The following is a 24,839-nucleotide window of genomic DNA, read 5'->3' as shown; positions in this document are numbered from 1 at the left end:
CGAGTCGCTCGCGCGGGCTGACCCACCTCTGGGTGCCTCGCCGGTCAGGGGCCCGGACCGGCCGAACCGCTTCGTCCCCCCGACCGTCACATGACGCCGCCCGTCACACGACGCCGGTGACCGTCACGGTGACCGCGGCCCCGGCCGTGCCGGGGGAGTGGTGTGCGAGCAGGTGGGTCAGGACCGCGGACCGGGTGGCGCGGGTGACGTCAAGCGCCCTGCTGCCGGACAGGGTGACGACGCGTACGTCGATCTCCCACCGGCCGGTGGCCCTGCTGCGGCTGATGCGCAGGCCGGAAGGGGTGCGCGCGGCAGCCTGCGGACCCTGGAACGCGGTGCGGAGCCGGTCGGTGAACCCGGGGGTGAGGAAGGCGACGCCGGGTACCTCGCGCACGATCCGGGCGAGAGCCTGGTCCAGCGGATCCTGCGTCACTGTGTCCCCCCTCCCGGGCCGCCGCCCGAGGCGTCGGCGAAACCGATGACGCGGACGTCGATGGCGGTGACCTCCAACCCGATGGAGCCGTCCGCCGCTGCCCGCACCCTCCGGCGGACCTCGTCCGCCAGGGCCGGCAGGTTCGACGCGCTCATGGGGGCCAGGATCTGCATGCTGACGGCGACGTGGCCGCCGTCCGTGTCGGGAGTGATGCGGCACGATCCGGAACGTACTCCGAGAACCTGTTCGGCCGCCGTACGCAGGACCCGGGCGGCCGCCGACTCGGTGATCCACATGGCTTCCTCGGGGGCGCCCAGGGGCAGGGGGCGTCCGGGCCGCAACTCGGTGCGGACGATGTCCATCACGCGGTCCGTCAGGCCGGTGGCGTCGTAGTCGGCCGGGCCCCGCGCCCCGCGCAGTCCCCGTACCGCCCTTTCGAGCTGTTCGAGTTCCGCGGCGGCGCGGGCGCAGGACGGGCACGTGGCGTGGCGGGGGTCGGTGGCGCCGTTCTCCCAGGCGGCCCAGGCCTGCGAGAGGAGCCGTCCGCAGGGCAGTCGTTCGTCGTCCGGTCCGGGCGGCGGGGAGGAAGGCGGGTGGGTGCTTGTGGTCATCGCCAGGCCCCCAAGGCGTCGGTGAGTTGGCGTCGGGCGCGAAAGACGCGGGCGCGGACGGCCTGCTCGGTGATGCCGACCGTTTCCGCGATGAAAGTGTAGGAATGATCGTCCAGTTCTCTCAACACCCAGCAGGTCCGCTGCTCGGCCGAGAGGTCGGCGAGCGCATGGTGGAGATCCGTGACGGCGGCACGCGCCTCGGCGATCCGGTCGGGGGCGACGCTGTGCTCCGGGGCGCTCACCTCCGAAGCCTCCTCCAGCCGAGCCTGGGGTCTACGGGCGCGCAGGACGTTCAGACAGCGGTTCGTGACGATGCGGTACACCCACGTCCCGAACGAGGACCGGCCACGGAACTCGGGCAGCTTGCGCCAGGCGCTGATCAGGGCGTCCTGGACCGCGTCCTCCGCTTCCGCGCGGTCGCCCAGCAGCCCGGTGGCCAGGCGGACCAAGGCCGGCACGTGACGACGGACCAGGACGGCGAAGGCCTCGTCATCGCCTTCCGCGGCGCGTACCGCCAGCAGGGCGTCATCGCCGGCCCTCGTGCCGTCGTCCGGCGCCCTCGTCAGTGTCCCCGCCATCGGGCGGCTCCCTTCGTCACGGTCCATCCGGTGTACGGCCCGCCCCCGCCCGTCCCCGCCGCACCCGGCGGACACGGCGCGCGGCGGGTGATCAGGAGCCGGCAGCTCCGGGTCACTGCATCCTCACCCGCGGTACCCGGGTGCCCCGCCGACATCTTCGTAATCAGGGAGACAACAGGCGGAAACAGTCGGAATCGGAAGGGCGGGGATCACGTCGCCGCCGGCCGCGCCCGGAAACAAGGAACGGGCGGATTTCGATCCGGTGCGTCACAACGGCCGCCGGCCGGTGTCCATGGAAGTGAGACCACACAGCGCGCCGCATCCGGCGGCGCCCACGGAGAGGACCTACGGAGCATGACCACTCAGCAGTTGATCCCCTCGTCCCCGCGCGCCTCCGCCCCGCAGAACGACCGGGCGGGCGCCGGCACGACCGACATCGCCCTCGGCAAGCCGGGCACGGACGAACCGGCCGGCACGCGCGGGAAGACCTCCATCGCCGACGTGGTCGTGGTCAAGGTGGCGGGCATCGCCGCGCGGGAGATCCCCGGCGTCCACGACATGGGTGGCGGCCTGTCCCGAACGCTCGGCGCGGTCCGCGACCGGGTGCCGGGTGGCCGTCCGAACATCGGCCGTGGCGTGAAGGTCGAGGTGGGGGAACGACAGACCGCCATCGACCTGGACCTCGTCGTCGAGTACGGCGTCAGCGTCACCGAGGTCGCCGCGGACGTCCGCGAGAACGTCATCGGTGCCGTCGAGCGCATCACCGGTCTGGAGGTCGTCGAGGTCAACATCGCCATCAACGACGTCCACCTGCCCGAGGACGACCACCACACGGCCGCCGGCGAGGGCCGCGTCGAGTAACACCGTTCGCAACCCACCCCTGCGCGCGACGATCCGCTCCGCGCGACGACACCGGCTCGTGCCCCCGGTACCGAGCACGGACAAGGAGGAAAGAGATGAGCCGAGCCCTCATCGGCATGACCGCGGGGATGGCCCTCGCGTTCGCGGGGTGGTTCGGAGGCTTCGGCGCCTTCGTACTCGTCGCCTTCCTGGGCGGGGCCGGATACGCGGCCGGGGCCTGGCTGGACGCCGGCGGACAGCCGCACGAACTGCGGCAGATGTTCGAGCGGAGCCGGCGGTGACCGGGGCCGCCGGCCGCGGGACGACCACCATCGCGGACAAGGCCGTACGCAGGATCGCCGAGAAGGCGGCCTCGGAAGTACTGCCCGCCCCGTCGGCGGGTACGGCCACGGGCTCGGCGCACGTCCACGGACGCACGGCCGACGTGGCCCTCCACGTGGCGCTGCCCTACCCGACTCCGCTGTCGGAAGCGGCCCGACGCGTGCAGCAGCACGTCGCCGAGCGCACTCGGGAACTGACCGGACTGGAGATCGCCCCGCCCCGCTTGGCCGTCACCCGACTCAGCGCGCAGGACGCCGCACCCGTGGCACCCGACCCGTTGACGACGGACGACCGCCCGCCGGCCCGTGGCCCGCGCCGGTGGTGGTCCGCCAGACGCGCCCCGACGGCCGTGCTCGTCCTGCTCGCCGCCGCCGCGTGCGCCACCGTGACCGTCGACGTGATCCGGGTCCACGCCGGCGGGCACCGCGCTGCCGCGTGGCGCCTGCACATCGTCGACTGGTTCGCCGCACACCGCTTCGGCGACCTCGGCGTGACCGTCGGCGCGGCGGTCGGAGCGGTCGTCGGCCTGTGGTTGCTCGCACAGGCCCTCACACCCGGACGGAGGGGCCGGCTCACCGTCAGCGGCCCGACACCGCGCCACAACGTGGCCGTGGACCGTTCCACGGTGGCCGAGCTGGTCCGCGGCGCCGTCCACGACGTCCCCGGCATCGAGACGGTTCGGGTTCGTGCCGGGCGCCGACGCCTGACCGTCCGCGCCGGACTGGCCTTCGGCGACCAGCAGGAAGCACTCCGGCAGGCCACCGCCGCGACCGACCGGATCCTGTCCGGCTGCCGGCTGCGCCGCACCCCGCGACGCAGGGTGTCCGTGACCCCGGAGCCGACCTGGCAGAGTCCACCGCCCGAGACCGACAACACCCCCGACGAGCCGAAGGGCCACGCCGGATGACCCCGCCCCGTACCGCCGCCAACCGAACCGTCCTCGCCGCCGTCGGCCTCACGCTCCTGCTCGGCGGAGGGTGGATCGCCTCCGCCCACACCTCTGTGGCCGAACACGTCCCCTCCGGTTGGCCCGCACCACCCGACGCGCCCCTTCTCGACCGTGCGGCCCTCGCCGAGCTCCGCACCCATCCCTGGTGGACCCCCACCGTCACCGCGGTCGGGGTGCTCGCGACCCTCGCACTCGGCTGGTGGCTCATCGCCCAGCTCCGCATCCGCCGCCGCCCCCGACTGCCCCTGGCCGCGGCGGGAGGATCCCTGCGCACCCGCGCCCTGGAGAAGGCACTCGCCGAACGGGCCCTGACCATCGACGGCGTCAGCCGCTGCCGCACGCGCATCCACGTCCGCCGCCGGCACCTGCACCTGCGGACGCGCGTCTGGCTGGAGCCCGAAACCACCCCCGACACCGTCGTCGCGGCGCTCACCGCACTCACCTCGGAAGCCGAAACGGCCGCCGCCCCCTACGAAATCGACCTACGCCTGCGCATGAGCCACCTCACCCACCGGGCACCCCACGTCCGTTGACCCCCGGCCCCGGCGTCCTCGCGGCCGCCCTCCGGTGCCCCGTCTCCGCCGGGACCGAAAGCGATCGATTAGCCTGCCCGGCATGTCAGTGAACATCGAATTCAGTTTCCGGGTGTCGAACGTCGCCGACGAGGCGCAGGCGCAGGCGGTCCTCGCGGAGCTCAAGGAACTGCTGGGGGAAGAGCGCATCGCCGACCAGGTCCGGCTGGCCGTGGAGGGGGCGGGCGGGGCCTGGTTCGTCGTGGGGGACACCGACTTCCCCCTCATCGTGAGCCGCTCCTACCTGTGGCGCCCGAAGTTCGAGGAGTCCCTGGCCTGGTACGCGAAGGAGGCGGCGCCCGCGGCGACCGTGGTGGTGGACTGGAACTACCCGGACGAGGAGTACTGAGGCTCGGTGCCACCCGGGGCACGCACGCCGTTCCGGCGGCGGAGCGATCGTCATGCGGTGAATCGGCCTCGGGTGTGGCCGTCCACGGCGCTCAGATGTTCGTTGCGCGGCGCGGAGATGACCACGATCGCCATGTCGTCGTGCTGTCCGCCCGCCACCCACTGGGACGTGAGCATCTGGACGCGTTCCACGATGGCTTCCGCGGGCATGCCCGCACAGGTCGACAAGGCGTGCCGCAGCCGTTCCTCCCCGAACTCGGCGCCGCCCGTGGGACCGCCGCGGGCCTCGCTGATCCCGTCCGTGTACAGGACGCAGGCGTCGCCCGGCGCCAGCGTGACGTCGGCGCCGACGGCGGTGAAGTGGGGGAGCGCCCCGACGAGGCTGCCGCGGGTGGGTGCCTCCTCGACCCCGCCGCCGCTTCGCACGATCAGTGGAGCGGGATGCCCGGCGCTGGTCAGCCGCATGTGCACCGAGTTGCCCCGCCTCCGGGCGGAGGCGAGCACCATGGTGGCGAAGCGGGCGTTGCGGGTGTTGAGCAAGGAGGTGTTGAGCAGGGTCAACATCCGGTGGTGGTCGCCGGCCATCGGCAGCAGGGCGTGCATCGTGTTGCGGATCTTGCCCGCCATCACCGCGGCCTCCAGGCCCTTGCCGCACACGTCGCCCAGCACGACCAACGAAGCGTCGCCCTCGACGGCGGAGGGGTGGACGTCGTAGAAGTCGCCGCCGATCCGCTCGTGGTCCTTCGAGGGCCGGTAGCCGCCGGCGTACTCCACCCCCGCCACCTGGTGCAGGGACGGTGGCAACAGGTCACGCATCAACGTCTCGGAGATCGAAGCCTGTTCCGCGTACAGCCGGGCGGCCGACATCGCCGCCCCCGCCCGCGCGGCGAACAGCCGGGCGAACACCTCCTCGGTCTCCGTGAACGCCGTGTCGCTCTCCCGCCGCAGCAGCACCAGGGCGCCCGCGGGTACCCCCTGCCCGGGCAGCGGAGTGATCACTATCGACCCCACCGCGCCGAAACCCTCCGGGACCAGCCAGGCCGGCGCCGCGACCGGGTCGATCCATCGGGCCGGAACCGGGGGGAAGCCCTGTAGCGCCTCCGCCAGTCCCGGCACGTCCCGCGGATCGGCCGGCACGCGGGACGCGACGGGCGTTCCACCGCGCAGGCAGCTCACCACGGGGAACTCGCGGCCGTGTGCGGGGGCGATCACCACCGCGGCGTCGGCGAGGTGTTCGGCCGCCATCATGGTCGTGACGTCCGTGCACCGCTCGATGTTCAAGGACGACAGCAGCCTGTTCGAGGCGTCGGTCAGGAATGCGGTGCGCTCCCGTTCGAGCAGGAGGGCCTCTCGGGCCAACCGGTGATCGGTGTCGTCGACCAGCCACCACACCACCGTGCCGTCGTCCCGCACGGTGGGATGCGCTTCGTACGTGCGGTCGGCGACCGGGCCCTGCACCGTCGCGTACTCGACGTCGACCCCGGGCCGCCGCGCGGGTGGGGCGGTGAGCCAGGCGGGCGCCACGTCCGCCAGCGCGGAGCCGGGGCAGGCGTCCGGGAGGATGAGAGAGGCGGCTTCGTTGACGGCGAGCAATACCGCCTGACGGTCCGCCACGAGCACCGGATACGGCGCGCCCGCCCAGGGGTTGTGCCCCGAGGCCGAACCGGACGTGGTCGCCTTCGTGGAGTTCACCACACCTTCGGTTCGCTGGGCGAACCCCTCACCTCATCATGTCGAAAGGGAACAGTTTCCCTATGGAAACTATCTCTCCCGCAGGCCCGTGGCAACCAAGCCCCCGTAGGCCCGTGGCAACCAAGCGCTTCCTCCGTCACAGCGCCCCCCGGACGTGCACCCCGCCAGGCTCGACCTGTTCACGTGCCGACCCCCGCTGCCGTGCGAAGCCGCTCCCGGGCGGCCCCGGCAGTATTCCGCGGCGCCTGACAAATGGGCTTCCGGCTGACACAGTGGGGCCATGCCCAGAGCCTTGCATCCCCTCGTCGACGAGCAGGAGGTGCTGGAGGCGTGCGCCGTCGCCGAATTGCTCGAGGTCCTGTGGCGCCCGGGCCACGAAGCCGCCGAAGGCTCGGTTCCGCCGTCGCAGCTGCGGGCGCTGACCGTCATCGAACAGCGGGACGGGATCAATCTGCGTGATCTCGGGGACGCCCTCGGTTCGGCCGCGCCCGCCGTCAGTCGCCTGTGCGACCGCCTGGAGGCGGCGGGGCTGCTCCAGCGCTCCCGCGTCAGCACGAATCGACGCGAAGTCGAGCTGACCCTGAGCAGGCGCGGACACGCCGTCCTGGCGAACAACCGCGCCCTGCGCGCGCTCAGGACGGCCGAGGTGATGCAGCGGATGTCGACCGAGGACAGGCGCACCCTCGCCGAGAGCCTGGCCGCCTTCCGCGCCGCGGCCGCCGATCCGGCGGCCCACGGTGTCCCTCCGCGCGGTGACACCCTGTCGGACACCGCCTGAACCGCGCCCGACGGGGCGGCGGGGCAACGAGATGCGCATGGGTCGGCGCCCGTCCCGGCAGACTGCACCCGTGACCGGCACCGGCCACCGCGACAAGGGACGAGGGCATGCGCAACCACTCCGAAGCCTGGCTCGGCGCCGCTGAAGACGCGCTGCGAGCGGCAGCACCCACCGCACTGCCGTCAGCGGCCCGGGAACTCCTCACCACCCACGTCAGGGCGAGCGAGGTCACGCTCCTGCTGGCGGACTACGGGCTGGACGTGCTGCAGCCGGTGACGCACCTGCCCCACACGGGAACGCGGGTCCCCGTACGGGACGGAGCCCCGGCCGGCCGGGCCTTCGCCACGCAGACCCCCGTCCTGGAGGTCACCGACGACCCCGGCACAGTCATCGCCCACCTCCCGATCACCGTGCGCGGTGATCGGCTGGGCGTGCTGTCCGTGCGGTGTCCCGAGTCGGCCAAGGGCGCTCCCGCCGTGCTGGACCTGGCCGCCTTCGCCACCGCGCTGGGGCACGAACTGGTCGTGGCGGACCGGGACACCGACCTCTACCGCCAGGCCCGTCGGCGTCGACGGCTCACCTTGGCCGCCGAGATGCAGTGGCAGTTGTTGCCCGGCCGCGGATTCAGCCGACAGGAGTACACCCTGGGTGGCCACCTCGAACCGGCCTACGCCATCGGCGGGGACAACTTCGACTGGAGCACCACCGAGGACTTCCTCACCCTCACCGTCACCGACGGCCAGGGCCACGGCATCGACGCCGCTCTCCTGACGAATCTGGCCGTCAACGCCCTGCGCAACGCCCGCCGGGCCGGGGTCTCCCTGGCGGAGCAGGCGTGCCTCGCCGACCAGGCCGTCTACGCCGAGTACGGCGGCGAACGGTACGCCCCGTCGCTCCTGTTGCGGTTCGACCTGGCAACAGGACGGGCCCAGGCGGTGGAGGCCGGGTCCCCCCAGTTGTTCCGCTTCCGGGGCGGCCTGGTGGAGCAGGTGATGTTCGAGGCCCAGACCCCCCTGGGCATGTTCGAGGAGACCGACTACCGGCACCAGTCCTTCACGGTCGCCCCCGGCGACCGCCTGGTGATCGTGAGCAGTGGGGTGCACGGCTCCCCCTCACCGGACGGCAGTGCCTTCGGCGAGCGGGCGCTGAAGGAGACCGTCGCCGCCACCGGCAGGTCCTCCGCGCACGAGACCGCACGCGCACTCGTCGACGGCCTCATCCAGCACCAAGGGGGATCCGAACTCGCCAAGGACGCCGTCGTCGTCTGCTTGGACTGGAACGGTCGACCCTCATCACCGTGAGTCCGGCACCCGGCAACCGGTGGCCGACTCGGCTCGCACGCGCGCTAATCGTCGCGGGTCTCCGTCACTTCGGCGAAGGAGCGCAACCCCTCCAACAGGTGCCGGCGGTGGGCGGACGGCATGTCCCCCAGCACCTCCTGCAGAGCCCGGCGGCGTCGCTCCTGCAGTCCGTTCACCATTTCGTGGCCGTGTGTCGTCAGGACCAGTCCCACCTCACGCCGGTCGTCCTCGTTCCGTCGGCGGCGCAGCAGGCCGGCGGCCTCCAGCCGGTCGCACAGCCTGCTGGCGGCCGGGGCACCGGCTCCCACTTCTTCGGCCAGCCGGGTGAGATTGATGCCGGGACTGAGTCGGGCGGCCGTCAGGGCGCGTAGCTGCAGGCTCGACAACCGGGGGGAGGCGGCGTGGGCGGTGCGCTCCCACAGGTCCACCAGAGCGGTCGCGGCGCTCGCCACATCGTGTGCCATGGCGGCCAGCGCGTCCTCAGGTCCCGCACGGTCCATGGTGGCCGTCACTCCCCAATGAGCAGGTGCCTCTCCGCCCGTGCCGCCCGTCACGGGCCGCCGGCGGGAGGGATACCCCCGCGTGTGCCCGCAGTGGCGAAAGTATCCCCTGCGAACGGCCCGGATTGCATCACGAGCGTGCGCGTCCCCCTCGCGCCCGCCGGCACCCCCCGCTCCCGCATCCCGCTCGCGGTCCCTTCGGCGGGGTGGGGCGGACGTCACTGCGCCGACGGCCTGCCGAACCAGTCCAGGCAGGTGACCAGCGCGTCGTCGTCGGCCTCGGTATCGCGATAGGCGGTCAGCGTCTCCAGGATCGCGCGGGGCACCGCGGCGGCCGGCAGGAGGCTGGTGGCCTGGATGGCGCGGGCCAGGGCGCGCTCGCTGTAGGCCACCCCGCCCTTGTCCGCCGCCCCGTACACCCCGTCGCTGACGAAGACGAGACGGTCTCCCGGAAGGGCCTGGAAGGGCTGTGTCGAGTAGTGCGACTCCTCGAACATTCCCAGCGGGAACTGTGCCTCGAAGTGGACCCTCTCCACCGATCTGTCCCGGTACCGCCACAGCTGCGGCGAGCCGGCGTCCACGATCTCGCCGCGGCCCGTGGCCAGCTCCAGACACAGAAGGAGGGTCGAGACGTACTGTTGGCCCCGGTGCTGGCCGTAGACGGCCTGGTCCGCCAGCGCCGCTTGGTCCGCGATGCCCACCCCGGCCCGGCGGGCGTTGCGCAGGGCATTGACCGTGAGATTGGTGAGGAGCGAGGCCTGGATCCCTTCACCCATCCCGTTGGTGACGGTCATCGTGAGCGTGTCCGCGGTGGTGGACCAGTCGAAATTGTCGCCGTGGATGTCGTAGGCCGGCTCCAGTTGAGCGCCGATGGCGTATTCCGGGCGGGCACAGGCGCGACCGGGCAGCAGCTGCCACTGCATCTCGGCCGCCAGGGTGAGTCGGCTCGCCCGGCGTGCCTGCAGGTACAGGTCGGTGTCCCGCTCGGCGACGATGATCTCGTGACCCAGCAACTCGGCGATGTCCTTGAGCTCTTCGACGGTGGCCGGGCCGCACGCCTGGTCGGGCATGCGTACGGTGAGGATCCCGAGCCGGTCTCCTCGTACGGTCACCGGCAGGTGGAGGTCCAGGGTGGCGCCGTCGGTGAAGTACTGTCCGTAGGGCTCCTGACTCCCGAAGGCACGGCCTTGCGGCGTGCTCTGCACCGGCAGCGGATCGGCGGTGTGCGGAAGCGCGGTGACCTGCTGGAGAACACTCAGGCTGTAGTCGGCCATCAGAAGATCGACTTCGATGGCCCCGTAGTGCGTCACGAGTGCCGTTCTGACCGCCCGCAGGAGGTCGTGCGGCGCGGCCGTGCGCAGAGCGCGTTCCACAGCAAGATAATTCGTCATGGTGGTCGTCGTTTCTTGCGAAGTGGTCGACAGGTCGGGCGGATCGCCTGGGCGTCCGCGCGAGCGGGAGGTTCATGCTTGACGAACTCGGACGAACCGGCACCATCGCGGATGTCCGCCATCGAACCGACCCGGGACCACTATTCATCACCTAAAAAATTGTCATGCGGCAACTAAGTCTCAACCTTACCGTCTGCGGCCCCGCCGAAGGTCTGCGGCGAGTGAGAATCTGCGCCGCCGGGACGGGCGGCGTGGCCGACCGAGCCGGAATCCCGCGCCCGGAGCACTACGGCCGCGCCCCGTGTGGGGCGTCGCCCGGTGCGACGATCGCGTCGCGTCCTGCGGGGCAGGCGCAGCGTGCCATCGAAGAAGTCGGCGGGAGCGGCCCGAGGGACGCTGTTCCTCCACCGCGTACGTCCAGCACTGCTTCGCGTCCGCACGGGAGGGCGTGACCCGGCTGACCGAGCCGCGTCCGATCGGCGCCCCCGGCACCTCGAAGCGCTGGTGGCCGCAAGGGCTGTTGTGACCGGGCGGTTGAGGATCGCCCTGATCGCGTCGGCCCGCTTCCCGATCAGCGAACCGTTCGCAGGCGGGCAGGAGGGGCACACCTGGCAGCTCGCCCGACCGTGCCGGCCGCCCGCGTCGTGCGCAACAGCATCGACACCGACTTCTGGAAGCCGGGCGCAGGCGGCGGCGACCTCATGTGGTCCGGCCGGCTGGTCCCGGAGAAGGCGCCACACCGGGCGCTGCGGGCGGCGCGAGCCGCCGGCCTTGCGGATCGCGGGCCCCGTGGCAGACGCGCGCTACTTCGAGGCAGAGGTGTAGCGCCCCGGCTCGGACCGGAAGCGCGGTACGTGGGGCACCTGGCCCGACGGGAACGCGCCGCACTGCTCGCCGGCGCCGGCGCCGCGCGGGTACCGCCGGGCTGGGACGAGCCCTACGGCCTCGTCGTCGACGCCCTGGCCTGTGGGACTGCGGACACCCGTACCGCGCCGAGGCCGTCTCCGCCCATCTGCGTACCCCGTCGCCGTCATGCCGTCGCTGCCGCGCCCGGCATGCCGGACAGGGCCCTGGGTGGCCATTCCCTCCGACGCGGCCGACGATCCCGACGACCCCACGGCCGGGGGCCCGCTGGACCGGGTACCCACCCATCACCCCGGCCGCCGCGCACGCACGCGTGGACTCATGGCCTCAGCGGCGGCGGGATCCGAGTCAGTCCGTGCCCCCGCCTCGGGCCGCGTCGCCTCGAACCGCTCCGGCGTGACGAATTCAGACCGAGGCGCGGCTGTCCTGGTCCCCCGTGCCACCGCCGGGGTGTGGCCTCCGCAGACGGCTTGCCTGCGTCCATTCCGCGAACCACCAGGCGCCGGTGACCACGGCTGCCCACAGCAGCCCGCTGACCAGAGCCGCCCGCCACGGCGCGTCCTCACCCCACAGCTCGACGCCGCACAACACCACCCAGCTGATGAGGAAGACCGCAACTGTACGTACCCGCCGGTGCCTGAACATGCGGCTCGCCTACCCCCGCCGCGCGTCCTAAACGACATCGCGCCAAGCCGATGGGTTCGCGTCAAGGAACGACCGGTCTCCGGATGGCATCGCGAATTCTGTGGGCCTCCGCTGCGGCCGGTTCGTGGGAGTCGGCCGCCGGGGAAAAGGCGATGGCGACAGGGGTGTTGTCGTCGCCCCATCCGCAAACCGTCTGTTCGTTGACCGTGGTGCAGCGGAACGCGACGTCCGAGCCGGGCACGCGGATCGTGCGCGGTGCCTCGTCGACGCGCTTGCCGCACGCAACGGTCATGGCGCGCGTCGCCACAGGCCGGGTCCTGGCAGCGCCGGGGGACGCAGCGCTCTACCGTGGGTCCCATGCGGCTTCTGCTGACCTCCGACACCCACCTGCCCTCCCGCGCCGGGTCCCTTCCGGACGCCTTGATGGCGGCTGTCGACGACGCTGACGTCGTCATCCACGCGGGGGACTGGATCGACGAGGCCACGCTCGACCTGTTGGCTGCCAGGGCCCGGCGACTCATCGGGGTGTACGGCAACAACGACGGCCCGGCCCTGCGCCGCCGGCTTCCCGAGGTCGCCTTCGCCGAGCTGGAAGGACTGCGGTTCGGAGTCGTGCACGAGACAGGAGCGGCCACAGGACGCGAACGCCGTTGTGCCGAGCGGTATCCCGATGTGGACGTCCTGGTGTTCGGGCACAGTCACATTCCGTGGGACACCACCCTCGGGCGTCTGCGCCTGCTCAACCCCGGATCGCCCACGGACCGTCGCCGTCAACCGTTCTGCACGTTCATGACGCTGACCGTGGCCGACGCGAGGGTGGACGACGTGACACTCCACCGCGTACCGCCGCGTCGGTGACCCCAGCCGTCGTGTGAGGGACCGCGGCCCGTACCTCCTGTGGGCCTCCGCACCCGGAGCCGACCGTCGGCGGAGGCCAGGACGAGGCCTTGCCGATCAGCCGCGCCGCGGGGCGTCGTCGTTCCCGGCGTCGTCCGGCGTCTGCCACGAATCCTGGCGGGCGCGGGCGGTCGGGCTCTGGTCCACCGGCCGCGCGCCGGGGTCCTTGCGCGCCGCCGTACGCCTGCTGCCGTACCAGAACGCGACGATCAGGAGCGCGGCGACGACCACGCCGGCCAGGATGAGGAACAAGGACGAGGACCCGGAGGCCGCAAGAGTGCTGTGGGCGATCATGCGCGACGTCTACCCGCTCACGGGCGTCGCACGCGGGGGAAGCGGAGGGTGCCCCGAACGCCGGTGGCCGGCCGACGGAAACCGAACGTGCCGGGTTGCCGTCCGGCGAACCACGGCCCCACGTCCGACAGCGACGCGGAGCGGACGGCGGCGGCCCGGCGCCCGGCGCTCGTGCCCCCAGCGCCCTCCTCGCCCCACTGATGGCGATTTCCTTACGGGACGGAACGCGGAAAGCTAATGCGGCCAAAGTAGACATTGCAAGGTGGTGTGGTTATGGTTTCTCTCGCGGTCGGGAGAGAACGGGGCTCCGGGCGGGGAGTGAACCACCGGACCGGGTGGCCCGTGGCCCTCACGGGTGGCCGCAGCGGGGCCAACAGTTCTTGTTCCATGTCCGGGCACCGCAGGACATCACGAGTGAGGTGGCATGACCGCAGGTGTTCCAGTCCGTCCACTGTGATCGATGGGGAGCTTCGGGTGGAGAAGCAGGTACGGGTGCTGCCCGACGCGGACGGCGTCCGCGTGATCGTGTGCGAGGGCGACTTCGACGTCGACACCATCGAACCCCTCAGGTCGGCCGGCCGGGCCGCCCTCACGGACCCCGGCCTGCGACGGATCGCGGTCGACGTGAAGGGGCTGACGTTCGCGGACTCGTCCGTCCTCAATGAACTCGTGCTCCTGCTGCGCTCCGGCCGTCTGGTCCTGGTCGGCCCTCTTCCGCGCCAACTGGTACGACTCTTCGACCTCACCGGGATGACGGACCTGTTCACGGTCGTGAAGAGTTTGGAAGCCGTCCGCGCCGCGTAGCCGGGGCGACCCGCCGATACGGTCCGGGCCTCCCGTCGGCGCTCGTCCCGCCCCCGCGACGGCCCGAAGCCCGGCTGCCCGGGCGCACGCCGCGCGGCGTGCGCCCGGACCGGAGCCGTCACCCCTCGCGGCTGGGGAGGTTCTCCTTCAGCTTGGCGATGGCGAAGCCCCACCCCTGCGCGGCGGTGGGCTTCGCCGGTACGGCGATCTCCTCGGGATTGGTCAGGACGTCCAGCAGTACCGGTCCGGGCATCGCGAAGGCGCGGCGGACGGCGTCGTCCATGCGGTCCGGGTCGGTGACACGGATGCCGGTGATGCCGAGTGCGGTGGCGACGGCGGCGAAGTCCGGGTTGTCCAGTTCCGTGCCGAACTCCGGCAGCCCCGCCTGCTCCTGTTCGAGCTTGACCATGCCCAAGCGACGGTTGTCGAAGACCACGAGCTTGACCGGCAGTCGATACGTCTTGATCGTCATCAGGTCCCCGAGCAGCATGCTCAGACCGCCGTCACCGCAGAAGGCCACGACCTGCCGCTCGGGTGCCCACAACTGCGCCCCGATGGACTGGGGCATGGCGTTGGCCATCGAGCCGAGGTTGTAGGAGCCGATCAGGCGCCGTGAGCCGTGCATGGAGACGAACCGGGAGAGCCAGACGGTCGCCATGCCCGTGTCGGAGGTGAAGATCGCGTCGTCGGCCGCGTGCGCGTCCACGGCCGCCGCCAGCGCCTCGGGCCGGATCTCGTGATCACGGTTGTCGAACACGGCCCGCAGCTTGCCGGTCCAGCGGTGTTCGTGACGCGGGTCCGCCAGCCGCCCCTGGCCCTCCTGCCAGCTGCCGAACCTCTTCACCGCATCGTCGAGGTGGGCCCGGTCCGGTGCCTCGTCCAGCAACGGCAGCAGGGCGCGCAAGGTGGCGCCGACGTCGCCCGCCAGGCCCACGTCCACCGGGACCCGGCGGCCGAGCCGCTCCTCACTGGTGTCGATCTGGACCACCTTTACGCCCTCGGGGTACCAGTCCCGGTACGGGAAGTCGGTGCCCAGCATCAGCAGGGCCTCCGCGTGCTCCATGGCGTGTGCGGCGGCGGGGTTGCCGATGAGCCCGGTCTGGCCCACCTGGAAGGGGTTGTCGCCCTCGAAACCCTCCTTGGCCTTCAGCGTCAGCACCATGGGCGCGGCGAGGTGGTCGGCCAGGCGAAGGACGTCGTCCCGACCGTCGCGGGCTCCCCGACCCACGAGCAGGGTGACGCGGGAGGCCGCGTTCAGCAGCTCGGCCGCCTCCGCGAGGGCGGGGTCGTCCGGGCGGGTCACGGGCCGATCGAGAGCGAATCGGGCGGGCCGGTCCTGCGGCACCTCCTGGTCACCCAGGTCGCCGGGAATCGTCAGGACCGCCACACCGCTGCGGCTGATCGCGGCGCGCACGGCGGATTCGAGCATCCGCGGCATCTGCTCCGGCGAGGTGACGGTGGCACGGTAGACGGCGACGTCCCGGAAGAGCAGATCGTTGTCGACCTCCTGGAAGTAGTCGCTGCCGAGCTCGGCGAGCGGCACCTGACCACAGATGGCCAGCACCGGGGCGTGGCTCTTGGCGGCGTCGTACAGCCCGTTGAGCAGGTGCACGGAACCAGGGCCGACCGTGCCCATGCACACGCCCAAGGTGCCCGACAGCTGGGACTGGGCACCGGCCGCGAAGGCCGCCGCCTCCTCGTGCCGGCATCCCACCCAGTCGAGGTCCTCCGTGGTGCGGATGGCTTCGGTCAGGGGGTTCAGGGCGTCGCCGACGACGCCGAAGACATGCTGAACGCCCAGCTCCTTCAGCGCGTCGACGATCACATGAGCGACGGTACGTGTCACTGCGGTGCCCTCCGGTTCGGCGAGGTTCCCTGGCCGGGAACCACGTACGTGGGTAGCCGACCGGGATCAGCCGCCTCCTCCGCGCATGCCCCGCCGACCGGCCCTGATGCCACCCCGACCACGGCTCACCGGTGGCTCCCCGCCGCGGAGGGGCTCGCTGCTGCCCGGCCGTCGGGCTCCGGCTCGTGCGATCCCGCGTGCCGGCCGGGGCCCGGCGGCCGCCCACCCGCGCGTGGCCGCTACAGTCGCAGGCCATGGGGGAACGGACACGTGTGAAGCACTGCAAGCAATGCCGTCGGCCGCTCGACGGGCGCAGCCGGTGGCGGCGCCCGAAGCGGTTCTGCAGCCGTCGGCACCGCCTGACGTACTGGGTGGAGGAAATCTTGGACGGCGTCCTGAGCTGAGCGCCCGCCCCGCTCACCCCCTCGCCCCTCCTTCGGCGCCTCCCCCGACATCGGATGCCGCTGAGGGCATCGGAGGCGAGCCTGTCCGCCGGCTGAAGACGCTCGGCGCGCCGCCCTTGCTCGCCGGACGGAGCCGGGGACGTCGGGGGGAACCCGCCCCGCGTGCCGTCGCGGCTCAGTCACCCCCACAACCCGACCCGCAGCTCGACCCGCAACCGGAGCCGCAGCCGCCCGCGTTGTACCGGTTGCCGGAGCCGCCCCCGTCCCCCCTGCTCGACGAGCCGCGCGGCGGGTTCCTACGGCTCTCCTCCGCCCGGCGCTGCGCCTCCCGGTAGCGCTCCGCCCTCTCCCGCTCCTCCTGGAGCCGCCGGCGCTGCCGGGCGGCTCCGTCCGCCGGTTCCCACGGGCCCAGCCCGTGGCGGCGGTCCGGGCGGAGGGGGGCAGCGGTCACGGTCTCGTACATCCGCCCCATGTCCTGGTCGCGGTGGTATTCCACACAGGCGTAGGCGAGGACGACCTCGTCCCCCTCCGCGAGGGTGCCGTACAGGACCGCCTCGAAGGGCTCGTGCCGAGGGTCGACGTCATGGTGTCCGTTCCCCACTCCGTACGCCGAACCGCTGCCCAGGAGCCGCGTCCTGGCGCGGGTGTCGTTCTTGCGGGGAAGGTACGCGATCAGGGGCGCCGCCGAGCGGGTGCGGGCGTCCGGGCACACCCAGTGGCGCCCGTCCGCCCCGGCGCGCACGCCGACGATCAGGGCCGGCTGCGGCTCCTCGTGCAACCGCCGGGCCGCCCGGTGGGCGAGCAGGCCCCGACCGTAGACGGTCGTACCGGCCACGAGGAGTACCAGTGTGACGCCCTGCTGCCCGACGGCGTCGTAGGCAACACCGGAGGCGGCCGGTCCGCGGAACAGGCCGTCGGCGAGGACGGCCGCGGCGACCAGGCAGAGCGCCAGCCCGGTCCAGACCTGCTGGTGTCCGCGGTGACCGTCCGTTTCCGGGGTGCCCTTCGGCAGTGGGAAGCGGCGTGCCCCCGCGGTGGCGAGGGCCAGGGACCGCTGTCGTCGTCGGGCCCGCAGCCGCAGACAGCTTCCCGTGGCCGCGACGGCGCAGGCGGCGAGGACCACCAGCCACCCGGCCCCCGCCGGACGGTCCACGTCAGCGGGCCGGGCCAGGGCCAACGCCGCTTCCCCCGCGACGAACACGGCCGCCGGTACGGCCGCGACCGGAACGTACCGGTACCAGAACGGCAGGGCCGTCAACAGGATCAGACCCGGATACCCGCGCCAGTCCGTGCCGTCCCCGGGCCCGCTGTGCCAGGCCGCGGAGATGGACGAGAGCCCGAACAGCAGGACGTACGCCGTCGCCACCAGGACGGCCAGGACCCAGCCGCCCACGGCCGGTGCGAGCACGGTCGGGACCGCCGCCCGCCGCCATCGTTCGGCGTCGGCCACGGGCCACGTGGCGATACCGCCTCCGGACACGGACCGGGAGGCGACACCGTCCCGGGTCACGGACCAGCTGCCCACACGGTCCTCGGGCAGAGCCCCGACCGGTAGATGCTTGATGTGATACGTCATCACCGAACCACCCCCATGCGCCGCCCCCAACGCCTCACGCCCTCGGGCGTGCCCCCTGAACCCCCGACCGGTCCACCCGCGACGCCCCTACCGTCCATCGCGAGGAGCCCTTTCCAGTGAAGCACCCCGGTCCGACAACAGCGCCTCTCAGCCGGGCCAGTTGACCTGTCCGCCCTCGACCTGGAGTACATCCGGAACCTCGGCTTCGCAGAACCTGAGGAATCCGACCCCGACCGCGCCGTTTCCGCGCAGGTGGGTGGGGTGAGCCCGACCGGCCAGCCAGCAGAGCAGCTCGCCGACCTTCTCGAACCCGTCCGGATGGATCTCCTGTCGGGACGTCAGCGCCCAGCCCGGCCGGGCCGGGTCCGCGCGAGGGGCCAGTGTCGAGCAGAGCACACCACCCACCCGTGACGCCGCGCCCTGTTCGGCCAGCAGCGGGTAGGGATCGTCGTCGATCACCGGGTTCCCGGATTCGTCCTCCACCACGACCGGGTACTCGGTGACGATGGACAGACGATCCGGCCGGGGCCCGATCCCCACGTGCCAGCTCAGCTCGGCCAGCTCGCTCGCGGAGATCTCGTCCCGCAGGTCGACGGCAATCAACAACTCATGGACATCGCTCACCCGGTGAACGTTACGGCCGACCACCGACAACGTCGGCCGGTGCCGGTGCCGGTGCCGGTGCCGGTGCCGGTCGCGGTGGGGGACCTCAGGGGGTAGGCGTGAACTTGGTCGCGGCGGGCGCCGCCGTGGCCTCCTTCACGACCTTCATACCGCCCGGCACCCCCGCGTCGGGCTTGAGGATCACGCTCTGCCGGGTGGAGGGGGCCTTCGGGTCCGAGAAGTCGTGGGTGATGCCGAAGCCGTTGTCGTACGACTTCAAACTGAGCAACGCCGCGCGGATGCCCTCCCGGGTCAGGTCCTTGTCGGCGCAGGCCTTCTTCAGTACCTCCCCGAACAGGGCGCCGGCGGTGAAGCCGGCCACCACGCCGTTGTCGAGCCCGGAGTCCGGGTACTCCGCCTTGTACGCCGCGGCCAGCGCGGCTGGGGCCGCTTCGGTGGAGCCGATCGGCAGGGCGGAGGAGGCGACGTAGTAGTCCTTCTGCAGGGCGGCGCCGGCCGGAGTGGCCAACAGCTGCGGAGCGAACGCCGAGTTGTTGCCGACGATGGGCACGTTCCAGCCGCCCGCGGCGGCCACGCCGACGAGCGAGGCGGCCTGGCGGGGACCGGCGCTGATCACCACGGCCTTGACCCCGGCCTGCTTGAGCGCGGCGACCTGGGCCGTCATGTCGTTGTCGGTCGGCTTGATCTTCTGCTCGAAGACCGTCAACCCGGCTTCCGCCGCCGCTGCCTTGGCTCCGGTCAGCGCGTTCTCGCCGTAGTCGCCCTCGAAGTACACGTGCCCGATCCGGTCGCCCGAGGCGATCCGCTTCTGGTCCAGCAGGAAGCCGACGGCGTTGATGGTCTCCACGTCGTACGTGGCGCCCACCGTACGGACGTACGGGCTGCCCAGCAACGAGGCCGACCAGGCCTGCGGGATCACCAGGCCCTTGTCCCGGCCGTCGATCCGCTCCTTGACCGCGGAGACGAAGGGCGAGCCGATGAACTGGGTGAAGCCCAGTACCGAGGGCTCCAGTTCGGTGTAGGCGGCGAGGGCCTTCTGCGGGTCGTAGCCGTGGTCGCGCACCGCCAGTTCGACGGTGCGGCCGCAGATGCCGCCGGCGGCGTTGGTCTGCTTCGCCCACAATTGCTGGGCCTGGGTGACGCTCTTGCCGAGGGACGCGTAGACGCCCGTCATATCGGTGAGCGAGCCGAGCCGGATGGCCGTGTCGTTCACCCCGACCCCGGCCTTGACCCCGCCCGCCGCCTTGTCTCCGGCGGTGTCCCCGGCGGGCTTGGCCTTGCTGCTGCACCCGGCGGCGCCGGTCAGGACCAGTGCGGCCGCCAAGGCCGCGGCAGAGAGCCTTCTTCTGTTCACGTTCGCTCCTTCGGGGGTGTGATGCGGCTCCGGACGGTCCGGGTGATGCTCGTGAGACCGCCGGGCAGGAACAGGACGACCGCGACGACGGCCGCGCCGTAGAGGTAGCGGGAAGCCTCGCCCGGCGACACCCCACCCGTTCCGGGCGCGGACACCAGCGGGAGTGCGTCGCTGTAGCGGGTGAGCAGTTGGGGCAGCAGGGAGACGAAGACGGCCCCGACGACGGCGCCCCGCACCGTACCCAGGCCGCCGATCACGATCATGGCCAGGAACTCCAGGGACAGCACCATGCCGAAGTAGTCGGGCACGGTGCGCTGGAAGACGAGGGCGAGCAGCACCCCGGCGAGACCCGCGTACATGGACGACAGGACGAAGACGGCGGCCCGGTACCGGGCGACCGCCACCCCCATCACCTCCGCGGCGATGCTGTGGTCGCGCAGGGCGTTCATGGCTCGGCCCGGCCGGCCCCGCAGGACCCCTCGCGCGAACAGGGCGCCGCCCAGCAGAGCGGCCAGGGCCACGTACCAGAGCTTCTCCGCGGAGTGGAAGGGGACGGAGGCGATGACGGTCTCGGTGTCGTCGAAGGTGAATCCGAAGAGGGACAGCGGCTCCACGGCGCGGCCGTTGAAGCCACCCGTGAGGCTGGTCGCGTTGAACAACAGGTGCTGGCCGATGAAGATCAACGCGAGCGTGGCGATACCGAGGTACGCCCCGCGCAGCCGGCCGGCGATGGGGCTGAAGAGACCACCCGCGGCCCCGGCGAGGGCCACCGCCAAGGCGGCGGCGAGCCAACCGGGCAGGCCCAGCCCGACCGTCGCGTGACCGCCGGACGTGCCGCCGTCCCCGGCGAGCGCGCAGTACCCGTACGCGCCGACGGCGAGGAAGAAGGCGTGCCCCATCGACAGCTGACCGGTGGCCCCGGTGAGCAGGTTGAGTCCGATGGCCCCGATGGCGGCGGCCATCGCGAACAGCCCGGCCTGCAGCCAGAACCGGTCGAGGTAGAACGGCAGGCCCAGGAGGACCAGGCCCGCGGCTGCCGCCGACACGCCACGTACGCTCATCGACCGCGACCGGCCGCCCGCCCGGGAGGTGGCGGCCGCGGAGCGCCGCACGGCGCTGCGGGTGTCAGACACGGGCCAGCTCCTTCGTGCCGAGGAGTCCGGCGGGACGCACCAGCAGGACCGCGACCATCACCAGGTACGGAGCCAGGTCGCCGATGCCACGGCCGAGGAAGGCCAACTGTCCCTGGTAGCCGGTGGCGAGCGCCTCGGTCACTCCGACGATCAGACCGCCCGCCAGCGCGCCCGACGTGGAGTCCAGGCCGCCGAGGATCGCCGCCGGGAAGGCTTTGAGCGCGGCGAGGGAAGTGGCCCGCTCCAAGCCGGGAGTGGGAAAGACCGTCAGGAAGAGCGCGGCCACGGCCGCCAGGGCCCCGGCCACCGCCCAGGCCGCCAGCGAGACCCGACCCAGCCGTACGCCCATCAGCGCGGCCGTCTCGGGCCGCTCGGCGGCGGCGCGCATGGCCACGCCCCATGAGGTGTGGCGGAACACGAGCAGGAAGACCGTGATCAACAGAGCGGCGGCGAGGATCGCGGCGATCCGCGTCTGGGGCACCGTGACCGCGCCGAGATGGACGACGCGATCGCCCCACGGATCGCCGAGCGAGAGCACGTCCGTGCCGATGCGCCGGGTGAGGTCGGTGATGAGGAGGATGTCGACGCCGATGGTGACGATGGCCAGCACGCTCTGGTCCTGGCCCCGGTAGCGCCGCATCACCAGGAATTCGATCGCCGCCCCCACCGCCGCCGCCGCGAGGACGCCGGTCAGCAGGGCGCCCCAGAAGCCCAGTTCCTCGTGCAGCGTCGCGGTGACGTACCCGCCGGCCAGCAGCAGGGAGGCGTGGGCGAAGTTGACCACCTCGGTCGCCTTGAAGATGACGACGAAGCCGAGGGCGATCAGCGCGTAGACGGAGCCCATGGAGAGCCCGCCGAGGAGGAGTTCGAGGAAAGTGGTCATGCCGCCGGCTCCTCCTCTCCGAGGTACGCCCGGATCACGGCCGGATCGTTCTGCACCTGCGCGGGAGTTCCGCCGCCGATGCGCCTGCCGAAGTCGAGTACGGTCACCGCGTCCGCGAGCCGCATCACCACCCCCATGTCGTGTTCGACCAGCACGATCGAGATGCCGAGGCCGTCCCGCACGCCCGCGATGACGGCCGCCGTACGGTGCCTCTCGTCCGCCGTCATGCCGGCGACGGGCTCGTCGAGGAGCAGCAACCGCGGCTCCACGCACAGCGCCCGGGCCAGTTCGACGAGCTTCTGCTTCCCGTACGGAAGGGAACCCGCGGGCGCCGCCAGATCCCCATCCAGTCCGACGAACTCGGCTATCTCCGCCACTCGTTCGCGGTGCCGGCGCTCCTCCCGGGCGGCGGCGGGCAGGCGCAGGCCCGAGGCCAGGAACCCGGACCGCATCAGCCGGTGGCGGCCCAGCAGGAGACTGTCGGCGACGGTGGTGTGCGGGGGCAGCGCCAGGTTCTGGAAGGTACGGGCGACGCCGAGGTCCGCGACGGCGTGCGGCGCAAGGTCCGTGAGCTCGGCGTCGCCGAACCGGACGCTGCCGGCGGAGGCCCGGTACACCCCGGACAGCACGTTGAAGCAGGTCGACTTGCCCGCCCCGTTGGGGCCGATGACGGCGTGGACGCTGCCGGGTTCCACCGTGAAGGACACGGAGTCGAGCGCGGTCAACCCGGCGAAGCGGACCGTGACGTCGGTGACGGTCAGTGCCGGGGGAGAGGACGAGGACGCGCTCACGCCGACCACCGCCCCAGCTCCCGCCGCTCCCCGACGGGAGCCGGTACGGAGCCGTCCCCATCGGTGATGCCGAGGTAGCGGCGCCGCACCTCGTCCGAGGCGGCCAGTGCGGCCGCCGGGCCGTCGAGGGTCACCTCGCCGACCTCCAGGACGTACGCGTGGGAGGCGAGACGCAACGCCAGCGCGGCGTTCTGCTCGACGAGGAGGACCGAGGCGCCCGCGGCGTTGATCTCGGTGATGGTCTCCGCGATGGTGGCGGCCATCCTGGGCGCCAGCCCGAGGGTGGGTTCGTCGAGCAGCAGTAGGCGGGGGCGGGCCATCAGGGCGCGCCCCAGGGCGAGCATCTGCTGCTCGCCGCCGGACAACAGCCCGGCGCGCTGCCGCGCCCGGCGACCCAGTACGGGGAACAGCTCGTGGACCCGGGCGAGCGAGCGGGCGGTGTCGGCCCGGGATCCCGCGCGGCCGCCCAGCGCTCCGGCCCGCAGGTTGTCCGCGACGGTCATCCGCGTGAACACCTGCCGGCCCTCGGGGACCTGCACCACCCCCGCGGCGACGACCCGTTCCGGACCGAGCCCGTCCAGCGGCCTGCCGTCGAAGCTGACGCTCCCGCCCGTCACGGCGCCGCGGTGGAACCCGAGCGAGCGTGACACCGCGCGCAGCAGCGTCGATTTCCCCGCGCCGTTGCCGCCGAGCACGACGACCACCGCGCCGGCCGGCACATCGAGCGACACCGAGCGCAGGGCCCGGACCGGCCCGTAGCCGACGGACAGCGCGCGCACCTCCAGCGAACCCACGTCCTCCTCCATCCTCTGCACGGCCCCGCACGGGCCTTCGAAGGGCCGACGAACGGCCCGTGTGCTGGCGCACACCCCAACACCGGCCCGGGGCACCCGTCCACGCCCGGATGCGGAATCGCTGCCGATGACCAGCCGGAACCGGAACGTGTTGTGCACCGGCACAGACCTGGTACGCGCGCCCCTGACGGGGGCGGCGGCGGATGACATTCTCAGCGGCCATGGGCGGCGGACGCAGAACGCGCACGGAAGAGGAATGGTCGGTCCTGCTGTCGGCGGCGGACGTGTTGATCGCCGACATCCCCGGGCTCACCGAGCACCTCATCGAGGACCTGGCGAAACACTCGCCGCTGTTCGACCTGGCCGTCCCGCGCGACGAACACTGGCAACAGATCAGCGAGGCCATGCACTACGGCATCGAAGCCTTCACCGCCCGCCGGTCGGCCCCGCGCAAGGACCTGGCGTACGCGGAGGAGTTGGGCCGCCGGCGCGCCGAACAGGGCCTGCCGCTGGACCTCCTCCTCTACGCGTACCGCCGGGCGGGCCGGCTGACGTGGGACGCGCTGCTGGACACCGTCACCGAGAAGGAGCCGGAGGCGCTGCCGGTACTGGCCCGCGCGGCCGGGGCCATGTGGGCGGGCATCGAGCAGCAGGCGACCGCGACCGCCGAGGCGTACCGCACCACGGAGGTGGAGATGCGCCGACGCAGCGACGAGAGGGTGCAGGCCCTCCTGGACGCCCTGCTGGAAGGGGACACCGCCCCGGCCCTGGCCGCCCAGGTGGCCCTCGCCCTGGACCTGCCCGAACCGGGACGCTACGTGGTGGTGGTGCTGCCGGCCGACCGGGGCGAAGCGGTACACCGGGTGGCGGCGGCGAACGGGATGCGCCTGTTCTGGCGGATGCGCACCGAGCGCGAACTGGCCGTGGTCGCGTTGGGCGACTCCGCACCGTCCGACCTCGTCGCGGAGCTCGCGGACCGCTGCCCGGGACCGGGCGGAATCAGCCCGGTGGTGGGCGGACTCACCGAACTGGGCCGGGCCCGTCGGCTCGCGGAGACGGCGCTGCGCACCTGCGGGCAGGAGGAACGGGCCCTGGTGCAGCTGGCCGACCGGCTGCCCACCGCGCTGGTGGTGCGCCAGCCCGAACTCTCGGCGGAACTCGTCCACGCGGTGCTCGGCCCCTTGCTGGACCTCGATCCGGCGGACCGGGCGATGCTGCTGGAGACCCTCGACGCCTGGCTGGCGGCGGAGGGCTCGGCGGGCCGCGCGGCGAGCCGGCTGTACTGCCACCGCAACACGGTCTTCAACCGCCTGCGCCGGCTGGAACACCTGACCTCGATGTCCCTCTCCCGCCCCCGCGACCTGATCGCCCTGACCCTGGCGCGTGACGCGTACCGCCTCTCGGGCGGCTGACCGCGCCCTCGGGCGACGTCCGCGGTACCTCCGACCGCGGCGAGGGGGTGGGACATGGAACTCCCGTACCCGATCGGAACCGAGAAGGGCTACCGCCGGCCCTGCGCCGGATGCCGGACGCCGGACGCCGGAGGCCGGAGGCCGGGCCGATGTGCTGACCGCCGTCTTCCGCGACGGCACCGG

Annotated in this window: 27 protein-coding genes; 10 read left to right on the top strand and 17 right to left on the bottom strand. The window is 72.4% G+C overall.

All coding sequences use genetic code 11. From position 1 onward, the window contains the following. Window positions 1-103: 103 nt before the first annotated feature. From AB0D46_RS06295 to AB0D46_RS06285, 3 genes are read right to left on the bottom strand one after another with little or no spacing between them, the layout of a single operon-like run. A complete protein-coding gene (locus tag AB0D46_RS06295) occupies window positions 104-433 on the bottom strand; it encodes an Asp23/Gls24 family envelope stress response protein (protein ID WP_362876104.1) in 330 nt (109 codons plus the stop codon). Further along, complete coding sequence (locus AB0D46_RS06290; protein WP_362876103.1) at window positions 430-1,044, bottom strand: Asp23/Gls24 family envelope stress response protein; 615 nt, start codon at window positions 1,042-1,044, stop codon at window positions 430-432. Before AB0D46_RS06290 ends, AB0D46_RS06295 begins: the two co-directional genes overlap by 4 nt. After that, window positions 1,041-1,622: a sigma-70 family RNA polymerase sigma factor gene (locus AB0D46_RS06285; RefSeq protein ID WP_362876102.1), complete on the bottom strand. Its 582-nt coding sequence runs from the start codon at window positions 1,620-1,622 to the stop codon at window positions 1,041-1,043. The genes AB0D46_RS06290 and AB0D46_RS06285 overlap by 4 nt, the downstream gene beginning before the upstream one ends. A 354-nt stretch (window positions 1,623-1,976) precedes the next feature. Between AB0D46_RS06285 and AB0D46_RS06280 the strand changes: the two genes are divergently transcribed. The 5 genes from AB0D46_RS06280 to AB0D46_RS06260 all read left to right on the top strand — a co-directional run bounded on the left by AB0D46_RS06280 (window position 1,977) and on the right by AB0D46_RS06260 (window position 4,674). After that, on the top strand, window positions 1,977-2,483 hold the full coding sequence (locus AB0D46_RS06280; RefSeq protein ID WP_362876101.1) for an Asp23/Gls24 family envelope stress response protein: 507 nt from the start codon (window positions 1,977-1,979) through the stop codon (window positions 2,481-2,483). A 95-nt stretch (window positions 2,484-2,578) separates the two neighbouring features. Next, complete coding sequence (locus tag AB0D46_RS06275) at window positions 2,579-2,764, top strand: hypothetical protein (protein ID WP_362876100.1); 186 nt, start codon at window positions 2,579-2,581, stop codon at window positions 2,762-2,764. Beyond that, on the top strand, window positions 2,761-3,711 hold the full coding sequence (locus AB0D46_RS06270) for a DUF6286 domain-containing Asp23/Gls24 family envelope stress response protein (protein ID WP_362876099.1): 951 nt from the start codon (window positions 2,761-2,763) through the stop codon (window positions 3,709-3,711). The genes AB0D46_RS06275 and AB0D46_RS06270 overlap by 4 nt, the downstream gene beginning before the upstream one ends. Continuing rightward, a complete protein-coding gene (locus AB0D46_RS06265) occupies window positions 3,708-4,286 on the top strand; it encodes a hypothetical protein (protein WP_362876098.1) in 579 nt (192 codons plus the stop codon). Before AB0D46_RS06270 ends, AB0D46_RS06265 begins: the two co-directional genes overlap by 4 nt. 82 nt (window positions 4,287-4,368) lie before the next feature. Beyond that, window positions 4,369-4,674, top strand: coding sequence for a hypothetical protein (locus AB0D46_RS06260; RefSeq protein WP_362876097.1), 306 nt, complete (start codon window positions 4,369-4,371; stop codon window positions 4,672-4,674). Window positions 4,675-4,724: 50 nt separating this feature from the next. On the opposite strand, the gene AB0D46_RS06255 is transcribed toward AB0D46_RS06260, so the two are convergent. Further along, entirely contained in the window at window positions 4,725-6,293 is a 1,569-nt protein-coding gene (locus AB0D46_RS06255; protein WP_362876157.1) for a PP2C family protein-serine/threonine phosphatase, read from the bottom strand. Window positions 6,294-6,645: 352 nt separating this feature from the next. Here AB0D46_RS06255 and AB0D46_RS06250 point away from each other — a divergent pair, with 352 nt between their 5' ends. Both AB0D46_RS06250 and AB0D46_RS06245 read left to right on the top strand, forming a co-directional pair. Beyond that, complete coding sequence (locus tag AB0D46_RS06250; protein ID WP_362876096.1) at window positions 6,646-7,143, top strand: MarR family transcriptional regulator; 498 nt, start codon at window positions 6,646-6,648, stop codon at window positions 7,141-7,143. A 107-nt stretch (window positions 7,144-7,250) separates the two neighbouring features. Next, entirely contained in the window at window positions 7,251-8,444 is a 1,194-nt protein-coding gene (locus tag AB0D46_RS06245) for a PP2C family protein-serine/threonine phosphatase (protein WP_362876095.1), read from the top strand. A gap of 44 nt (window positions 8,445-8,488) precedes the next feature. Here AB0D46_RS06245 and AB0D46_RS06240 read toward each other — a convergent pair whose 3' ends face one another. The 4 genes from AB0D46_RS06240 to AB0D46_RS06225 form a co-directional block, all read right to left on the bottom strand. Beyond that, the gene (locus tag AB0D46_RS06240) at window positions 8,489-8,944 is read right to left on the bottom strand and encodes a MarR family winged helix-turn-helix transcriptional regulator (protein ID WP_362876094.1); all 456 of its coding nucleotides are present in this window, start codon (window positions 8,942-8,944) and stop codon (window positions 8,489-8,491) included. Window positions 8,945-9,162: 218 nt separating this feature from the next. After that, window positions 9,163-10,335: a PP2C family protein-serine/threonine phosphatase gene (locus AB0D46_RS06235; RefSeq protein ID WP_362876093.1), complete on the bottom strand. Its 1,173-nt coding sequence runs from the start codon at window positions 10,333-10,335 to the stop codon at window positions 9,163-9,165. Between the two features lie 1,269 nt (window positions 10,336-11,604). After that, on the bottom strand, window positions 11,605-11,844 hold the full coding sequence (locus AB0D46_RS06230) for a hypothetical protein (RefSeq protein WP_362876092.1): 240 nt from the start codon (window positions 11,842-11,844) through the stop codon (window positions 11,605-11,607). A 61-nt stretch (window positions 11,845-11,905) separates the two neighbouring features. Beyond that, a complete protein-coding gene (locus tag AB0D46_RS06225; RefSeq protein WP_362876091.1) occupies window positions 11,906-12,151 on the bottom strand; it encodes a hypothetical protein in 246 nt (81 codons plus the stop codon). A 50-nt stretch (window positions 12,152-12,201) separates the two neighbouring features. Between AB0D46_RS06225 and AB0D46_RS06220 the strand changes: the two genes are divergently transcribed. Continuing rightward, complete coding sequence (locus AB0D46_RS06220) at window positions 12,202-12,702, top strand: metallophosphoesterase (protein ID WP_362876090.1); 501 nt, start codon at window positions 12,202-12,204, stop codon at window positions 12,700-12,702. Between the two features lie 96 nt (window positions 12,703-12,798). Here the strand turns inward: AB0D46_RS06220 and AB0D46_RS06215 are convergent, their stop codons facing one another. Beyond that, window positions 12,799-13,035 carry a DUF6479 family protein gene (locus AB0D46_RS06215; protein WP_362876089.1) on the bottom strand — a complete coding sequence of 79 codons (237 nt, stop codon included), beginning with the start codon at window positions 13,033-13,035 and terminating at the stop codon, window positions 12,799-12,801. Window positions 13,036-13,509: 474 nt separating this feature from the next. On the opposite strand from AB0D46_RS06215, the gene AB0D46_RS06210 reads away from it, so the two are divergent. Next, window positions 13,510-13,839, top strand: coding sequence for an STAS domain-containing protein (locus AB0D46_RS06210; protein WP_362876088.1), 330 nt, complete (start codon window positions 13,510-13,512; stop codon window positions 13,837-13,839). A 118-nt stretch (window positions 13,840-13,957) separates the two neighbouring features. Here AB0D46_RS06210 and AB0D46_RS06205 read toward each other — a convergent pair whose 3' ends face one another. The 8 genes from AB0D46_RS06205 to AB0D46_RS06170 all read right to left on the bottom strand — a co-directional run bounded on the left by AB0D46_RS06205 (window position 13,958) and on the right by AB0D46_RS06170 (window position 23,244). Continuing rightward, window positions 13,958-15,685 carry a thiamine pyrophosphate-dependent enzyme gene (locus tag AB0D46_RS06205; RefSeq protein ID WP_362876087.1) on the bottom strand — a complete coding sequence of 576 codons (1,728 nt, stop codon included), beginning with the start codon at window positions 15,683-15,685 and terminating at the stop codon, window positions 13,958-13,960. A 579-nt stretch (window positions 15,686-16,264) separates the two neighbouring features. Next, complete coding sequence (locus tag AB0D46_RS06200; RefSeq protein WP_362876086.1) at window positions 16,265-17,665, bottom strand: hypothetical protein; 1,401 nt, start codon at window positions 17,663-17,665, stop codon at window positions 16,265-16,267. Between the two features lie 147 nt (window positions 17,666-17,812). Next, a complete protein-coding gene (locus tag AB0D46_RS06195; protein WP_362876085.1) occupies window positions 17,813-18,289 on the bottom strand; it encodes a hypothetical protein in 477 nt (158 codons plus the stop codon). Window positions 18,290-18,374: 85 nt separating this feature from the next. After that, window positions 18,375-19,643 (bottom strand): ABC transporter substrate-binding protein, encoded by a 1,269-nt coding sequence (locus tag AB0D46_RS06190; protein WP_362876084.1) that lies wholly within the window; start codon window positions 19,641-19,643, stop codon window positions 18,375-18,377. After that, window positions 19,640-20,704, bottom strand: coding sequence for a branched-chain amino acid ABC transporter permease (locus tag AB0D46_RS06185; RefSeq protein ID WP_362876156.1), 1,065 nt, complete (start codon window positions 20,702-20,704; stop codon window positions 19,640-19,642). Before AB0D46_RS06185 ends, AB0D46_RS06190 begins: the two co-directional genes overlap by 4 nt. A gap of 64 nt (window positions 20,705-20,768) precedes the next feature. Continuing rightward, on the bottom strand, window positions 20,769-21,659 hold the full coding sequence (locus AB0D46_RS06180; RefSeq protein WP_362876083.1) for a branched-chain amino acid ABC transporter permease: 891 nt from the start codon (window positions 21,657-21,659) through the stop codon (window positions 20,769-20,771). Further along, window positions 21,656-22,450 carry an ABC transporter ATP-binding protein gene (locus AB0D46_RS06175; protein WP_362876082.1) on the bottom strand — a complete coding sequence of 265 codons (795 nt, stop codon included), beginning with the start codon at window positions 22,448-22,450 and terminating at the stop codon, window positions 21,656-21,658. The genes AB0D46_RS06180 and AB0D46_RS06175 overlap by 4 nt, the downstream gene beginning before the upstream one ends. Beyond that, window positions 22,447-23,244, bottom strand: coding sequence for an ABC transporter ATP-binding protein (locus AB0D46_RS06170; RefSeq protein ID WP_362876081.1), 798 nt, complete (start codon window positions 23,242-23,244; stop codon window positions 22,447-22,449). Before AB0D46_RS06170 ends, AB0D46_RS06175 begins: the two co-directional genes overlap by 4 nt. Before the next feature lie 203 nt (window positions 23,245-23,447). On the opposite strand from AB0D46_RS06170, the gene AB0D46_RS06165 reads away from it, so the two are divergent. Further along, complete coding sequence (locus tag AB0D46_RS06165) at window positions 23,448-24,656, top strand: helix-turn-helix domain-containing protein (RefSeq protein WP_362876080.1); 1,209 nt, start codon at window positions 23,448-23,450, stop codon at window positions 24,654-24,656. Window positions 24,657-24,839: the final 183 nt, after the last annotated feature.

The organism is Streptomyces sp. NPDC048383, from assembly GCF_040651775.1.
Taxonomy (GTDB): Bacteria; Actinomycetota; Actinomycetes; order Streptomycetales; family Streptomycetaceae; genus Streptomyces.
This window is presented reverse-complemented; position numbering and strand designations above follow the sequence as displayed.